General features: G+C 65.4%; 5 protein-coding genes. 3 read left to right on the top strand and 2 right to left on the bottom strand.

Features of this window, described 5'->3' with window-relative positions:
* Window positions 1-497: 497 nt before the first annotated feature.
* A complete protein-coding gene (glnA, locus tag ACFQEU_RS12140) occupies window positions 498-1,868 on the bottom strand; it encodes a type I glutamate--ammonia ligase (RefSeq protein WP_379782492.1) in 1,371 nt (456 codons plus the stop codon).
* 126 nt (window positions 1,869-1,994) lie between these two features.
* Between glnA and lrp the strand changes: the two genes are divergently transcribed.
* Window positions 1,995-2,456, top strand: a complete 462-nt coding sequence (lrp, locus tag ACFQEU_RS12135; RefSeq protein WP_379782490.1) for an HTH-type transcriptional regulator Lrp — start codon at window positions 1,995-1,997, stop codon at window positions 2,454-2,456.
* Window positions 2,457-2,498: 42 nt separating this feature from the next.
* On the opposite strand, the gene ACFQEU_RS12130 is transcribed toward lrp, so the two are convergent.
* Window positions 2,499-3,122, bottom strand: coding sequence for a hypothetical protein (locus ACFQEU_RS12130; RefSeq protein WP_379782488.1), 624 nt, complete (start codon window positions 3,120-3,122; stop codon window positions 2,499-2,501).
* 100 nt (window positions 3,123-3,222) lie between these two features.
* Between ACFQEU_RS12130 and ACFQEU_RS12125 the strand changes: the two genes are divergently transcribed.
* Both ACFQEU_RS12125 and ACFQEU_RS12120 read left to right on the top strand, forming a co-directional pair.
* Window positions 3,223-3,816 carry a biotin transporter BioY gene (locus tag ACFQEU_RS12125; protein WP_379782486.1) on the top strand — a complete coding sequence of 198 codons (594 nt, stop codon included), beginning with the start codon at window positions 3,223-3,225 and terminating at the stop codon, window positions 3,814-3,816.
* A gap of 5 nt (window positions 3,817-3,821) precedes the next feature.
* The coding region (locus ACFQEU_RS12120) for an energy-coupling factor ABC transporter ATP-binding protein (protein ID WP_379782484.1) at window positions 3,822-4,263 on the top strand (442 nt) is incomplete at its 3' end.

The raw sequence follows: 4,263 nt of genomic DNA, 5'->3' as shown, positions 1-4,263 counted from the left end.
CGCCCGGAGGGCGCGAACCGTCCGCACGAGGGAGTCGGCGGCGGCCGAGCGGAGCGAGGCCGACGACGACGAGGCTGGGGAGGCGTGAGGTGCGGTACTGTGCGGGGTGGGACTCAAAGGCTTGGGCTTTGGACGTGTTCACCGTCGATCCATAGGCAACCACTTATAAACGCACGGTGGGGCCCAGGACGCGTTTCCGCGCCAGCAACGACTTATAAGCGAGCGGCTGGGGTGGGGATTTGGACGTGTTTACCGCGCCAGTAGCCATTTATAAACACCTACCAATAACGAGCGATGATCAGCCGCCAGCAACACCACTCCTCTACGTATACACAACCGATCATCCATACCGCGATATCCACTCCCGCTACCGATCGTTCGTCGAGTTCACGTGCCCGTCAGAGGCCAACGCAGGAGACAAAGAAGATCCGATACGTGAAACCGAAACGAGACGAGGTGAGAGAGACTGAACCGCCGGGTCGGACCGCGCTACCCCCTTAGAACGTCTCCAGGTAGCGGTCTTCCTCCCACTCGGACACTTGGGTGAGGTACTCGCTGAACTCCTGGGACTTGGCCTCGACGAACTTCTCGGAGGTGTGCGGGCCGAGCGCTTCGGAGACGACCTCGTCGGCCTCCAACGCGTCGACGGCGGAACCGAGGTTCGGCGGAAGCGTCTCGATACCGTACTCCTCGCGTTTTTCGTCGTCGAACTCGTAGATGTCCTCGCGGACCGGGTCGCCCGGGTCGGCGTCCGTCTCGATGCCGTGGAGGCCGGCGGCGATGAGCGACGCCATGGCGAGGTACGGGTTACACGACGGGTCGGGACTGCGGACCTCGAAGCGCGCGGAGACGCCGGCCGCGTCGGGGACGCGGACGAGCGCCGAGCGGTTCGTGTCGGACCACGCGACGTAGATCGGTGCCTCGTAGCCTGGCACCAGGCGCTTGTAGGAGTTCACGGTGGGGTTCGTGACGGCCGTGAACGCGGGCGCGTGGTTCAGGATGCCGCCCATGAACTGGTAGGCCGTCTCGCTCAGATTGAACTCGTCGTCGTCGTCGGCGAAGGCGTTGTTTCCGTCTTCGTCGAACAGCGAGATGTGGCTGTGCATCCCCGAGCCGTTGATCTCCGCGATCGGCTTGGGCATGAACGTCGCGTGGAGGTCGTGTTGGGCCGCGACCGCGCGGACGACCGTCCGGAACGTCGCGATGTTGTCCGCGGTCGTGAGCGCGTCGTCGTACTTGAAGTTGATCTCGTGTTGCCCTTCGGCGACCTCGTGGTGGGAGGCCTCGATCTCGAAGCCCATCTCCTCTAACGTGAAGATGATCTCTTTGCGGACATCGGAGGCGAGGTCCTTGGGAGCCATGTCGAAGTAGCCGCCCTTGTCGTGCGGCGTGGTCGTTGCGTTCCCCTCCTCGTCAGTTTTGAACAGGAAGAACTCGGGCTCGGGGCCGACGGACACGGTGTACCCCATGTCGTCGGCTTTTTCGAGGACGCTCTTGAGAACCTGCCGCGGGCCGCCGGCGAACGGTTCGCCGTCGGTGTCGACGATGTCACAGACGACACGGGCAGCCGCCGACCCGTCCTCGCCGCTGCGCCACGGGAGCACGGCGAAGGTGTCGGCGTCGGGAACGAGCCGCATGTCGGACTCCTGGATGCGGACGAACCCCTCGATCGAGGAGCCGTCGAAGTAGATCCCCTCCGTGAACGCCTTTTCGGCCTGATGGGCCGGCACGGAGACGTTCTTTACGACGCCGAGGATGTCGGTGAACTGGAGCCGCAGGAAGTCGACGTTCTTCTCGTCGATCTCGTCGAGTACCGCCTGTTCTTCGGCCGAGAGGCCGCCGTCCGGTTTCGCGTGTTCGTCCGTCATGTTTTGGACGATTACATCCTCAACTGCCAGTATAAAGGCCTTGTCGCTTGGCGCATGAACCGCCAGTCTCCGGCAAGTACTGGACGTTCGTAAAATTCTAAACCCTCCAGGGGCTTTTCGAGTGTAATGACGTACGAAAACCTCGACGCCAAGCTCGTGAACTCGCTTCTCGGTAACGGTCGAGCCAGCCTCCGAAGTCTCGGGGACGAGCTCGACGTCTCGGTGACGACCGTCTCGAACCACCTGCGCGACCTCGAAGACGAGGGCGTGATCCGCGGATACACCCCGATCGTCGACTACGAGAAGCTCGGCTTCGACGTGACTGCCGTGTTACAACTGAAAGTGGAGGGAAGCGCGCTGCCGGCCGTCACGGAGAAACTCCGACAAGAGAAACAGATGGTCAGCGTCTACGAGGTGACTGGCGATTACGACGTGATCGCGATCGGCAAGTTCACCGACACCGACGGCATGAACGACCAGATCAAATCGATCCTCACCGACGCCGATATCCGGGAGTCGAACACGAGCGTCGTGCTCAACGCAGTCACGGAGAACGAGCAGTTCGAGCTGGACGTCGACGAGGAGTAGATCGGTTCGACCGGTCGGACGGGGATATCCCCCGAAACCGGATCACAACGAGACGTCGGTCTCGATGTCTTCCGTCGCTTCCCGAAGCCCGTCTTCCCGGGCGGCGGCGGCGTGTGACCCTTCCAGGTCGGCGTCGGTGAGCAGCGCACGGAGCTCGTCGCGGAACCGGTCGTTCACGCGCGTCGACGCGAGGTCCGCCTGAGCGACGGGCACGTACGCCTCGACGGTTTCGGCGTCCACACTGAGCGTCGCCGCCAGCTCCGTGAGCGGTCTGTCGGCGGCGACCGCACGCTTGACCGCCGCGTACTCGACGGGAGCAGGCGTGTCACGGTCGTCCTCGTCGACGAGGTGGAGGTCGAACCGTGCCTCACGGACGACGTCGGCGTCGATGCTCGTCGATCCGTCCGCGAGCGCCGCCGCGATCGTCGCGTCGTCCTCGTCGTCGAAGAAGCCGACCGCGACCCGCCGGTAGCCTGCATTGTCGAGCCCGGCGTCGAACGCGTACCGTTCGCGCATCGTCGAGACGAGCTCGTCGACGCGCGCCGCGACCGCGTCCTCGTCGCGGTCGGTGAGGCTCCCGGGCGACTCCGCCTGCCGTTCGGTCACCGTCTCCGCGCCCGTCGCGTCGACGAAGAGGTCCCGAAGCGCCTCGGTTTTCTCGTCCATACGTCGAGAAGGGACGTCGCCTGGCCGAAAAAACGTGTCGTCGGTAGCCCCCAGGATCGTAAACCAATACTCTCAAGTCGGTTTACGAGATCCTCAAACCATGTCGACACGAACGGAGTCAGTCGATCTCGTCGGCGACGAGGCGGCGACTAACCTCGCCCGTGCGGCGCTGTTCGCCGCGCTCGTCGGCGCGTTCGCGTACGTCTCGTTTCCACACCCCTTCTCGCCGTCCCCGATCACGCTCCAGGTGCTCGGCGTGTTCCTCGCCGGGATCTTCCTCGGGCCGCTGTGGGGAAGCGGGGCACTCGTCCTCTATCTCGCCGCCGGCGCGCTCGGCGCGCCCGTGTTCTCGGCGGGCACCGGCGGACTGGGGGTTCTCCTGGCCGAACCGACGCTCGGCTACCTCTGGTCGTACCCGGTCGCTGCGGCGGTCGTCGGATATCTCGTCCACGGCGGTGGCTCGCTTCGTGGCCCCGGCGCGCTCGCCGATGTCGGCGTCGGTCGGCTCGTCGGCGCGATGCTCGCCGGCACCGCCGTGATCTACGCCTTCGGCGTCCTCGGGATGGCGGTCGTTCTCGATCTCACGCTCGTTGAGGCGTTCATCACCGGCGCGGCCGCGTTCCTGCCGTTCGAGGCCGCGAAGATCGCCGCCGCGATCGGCGTCGTCCGCTCCGACGCCATCACCGCCGCCTGAAACGCGTGATCGACGCCCACGAGGTCGTTCACCGGTACGCCACTGACACGGAGAGTGAGTCGACCGTAGCGGTCGACGACGTCTCGCTCACGATCCCGGACGGCGAGTTCCTCGTCATCGCGGGCGCGAACGGCTCCGGGAAGACGACGCTCGTCCGAACGTTCAACGGACTCGTCACGCCCGACTCGGGAACGGTTCGCGTCAACGGGACTCCCGTCGAGTCGGATCTCGTCGCGGCGCGGTCGGCCGTCGGCATGGTGTTTCAGGACCCGCGGGATCAGATCGTCGCCGCCACCGTGGGCGGGGACGTGGCGTTCGGCCCCGAGAACCTCGGGTGCTCACACGACGAAATCGACCGACGCGTCCGTGAGGCGCTCGACGCGGTCAACCTGGCCGGTCGCGAGGGCGACCGGGTCGCGTCGCTCTCCGGCGGCGAACGCGAACGCG

Source organism: Halorubrum tibetense (assembly GCF_042661865.1).
GTDB lineage: Archaea > Halobacteriota > Halobacteria > Halobacteriales > Haloferacaceae > Halorubrum > Halorubrum tibetense.
Note: the sequence above shows the minus strand (reverse complement) of the source record. Positions and strands in the feature narration are given on the sequence as shown.